Consider the following 1,363-nt stretch of genomic DNA (forward strand, 5'->3'; position numbering starts at 1 on the left):
CGCGAGCGCGCCGCTCCAGACCGGGAAATTCTCTTCCTTCGCCCACGCGGCCTTGCCGGCGGCCGGGTCCCATGCGGTGAAGCGGCCGCGCTGGCCGCCGGGCCCCGCGTACATGCGCGCATCGGTGCCCACATACGGCGTGCCCGCGATGTAGCTGACCTGGGAGGACTGGCTGTCCTGGCATAGGTTCTGGTGCGGGATGTAGACCAGCCGCGTGCGCGGCGAGTACGCCGAAGGCTGCCAGTCCTTGCCGCCGGGCGAGGCCGGGCAGATCCCGCGGATGGTCTTGCCGACCTTCGGCTCCCTGGCCGGGTCCTGGCGCAGGCGGCCGGTCTGCAGGTCCACGCCCAGGGAGGTCGTCACCTTCACGAAGGGCCGGGCCGACAGCACCTCGCCGCTCGCGCGGTCGAGCAGGTAGACGTGGCCGTTGCGGTCGGGGTGGACCAGCACCTTGCGCGGCTTGCCGCCCACTTCGGCGTCGACCAGGATGTTCTCGTTCACGCCGTCGTAGTCGTGCAGGTCGTGCGGGCTGAACTGGTAGAACCAGACCGCCTCGCCGGTGTCCGGGCGGCGCGCGAAGATCCCGGCGGTCCAGCGGTTGTCGCCCGGGCGCTGCTCGGGATTCCATGGCCCCGGGTTCCCGGTGCCGTAGTAGACGAGGTCGAGCTCGGGGTCGTAGGAGATCCAGCCCCATGCGTTGCCGCCGCCGATCTTCCAGGCCTCGGGCGGCCAGGAACTCACGCCCAGGTCCTTGCCGCGGTCCTGCGCATAGAAGGGCTTGAACTGCGGGCCGATCAGCACGTCGCTGTCCGGCCCCGTGCTCCATGCGCGCCACACGGTCTTGCCGGTGGCGGCATCGAGAGCGGCAAGCCAGCCGCGCACGCCGAACTCGCCGCCGCTGTTGCCCACCAGCACCTTGTTCCTGACCACCAGCGGCGCCATCGTCATGGTCTCGCCGCTGCGGATGTCGCCGAGCTTCGCGCGCCAGAGCTCGGCGCCGCTTGCCGCGTCGACCGCGAGGGTCTGGTTGTCCAGCGTGTTGAAGAAGATGCGGCCGTCCGCATAGGCGGCGCCGCGGTTGACCTGGTCGCAGCAGGCCACGCCCTGCGAGCCCGCCTCGGGCCTGGGCTCGAACTTCCACTTGAGCGGCGCGCCGGGCTTGGCGAGGTCGAGCGCGAAGAGCGTGTTGGGGTAGGGGCCCACGATGTACATCGTGCCGCCCACCACCAGCGGCGCGGCCTCGTGCCCGCGCACCACGCCGGTGGAAAAGGTGAAGGCCGGCTGCAGCTTCGCGGCGTTGGCGCTCGTGATCTCGGCCAGCGGGCTGAAGCGCGTGCTCGCATGGTCGCGCGCGGCCATGGTC

Annotated in this window: 1 protein-coding gene; it reads right to left on the reverse strand. The window is 71.2% G+C overall.

The window, feature by feature from the left end:
- Nucleotides 1–1,363: PQQ-dependent dehydrogenase, methanol/ethanol family (locus AC04L7_RS18790; protein ID WP_475513715.1), on the reverse strand; the 1,363-nt coding region annotated here is incomplete at both ends.

Source organism: Pseudoxanthomonas sp. LjRoot204_2 (assembly GCF_056175765.1).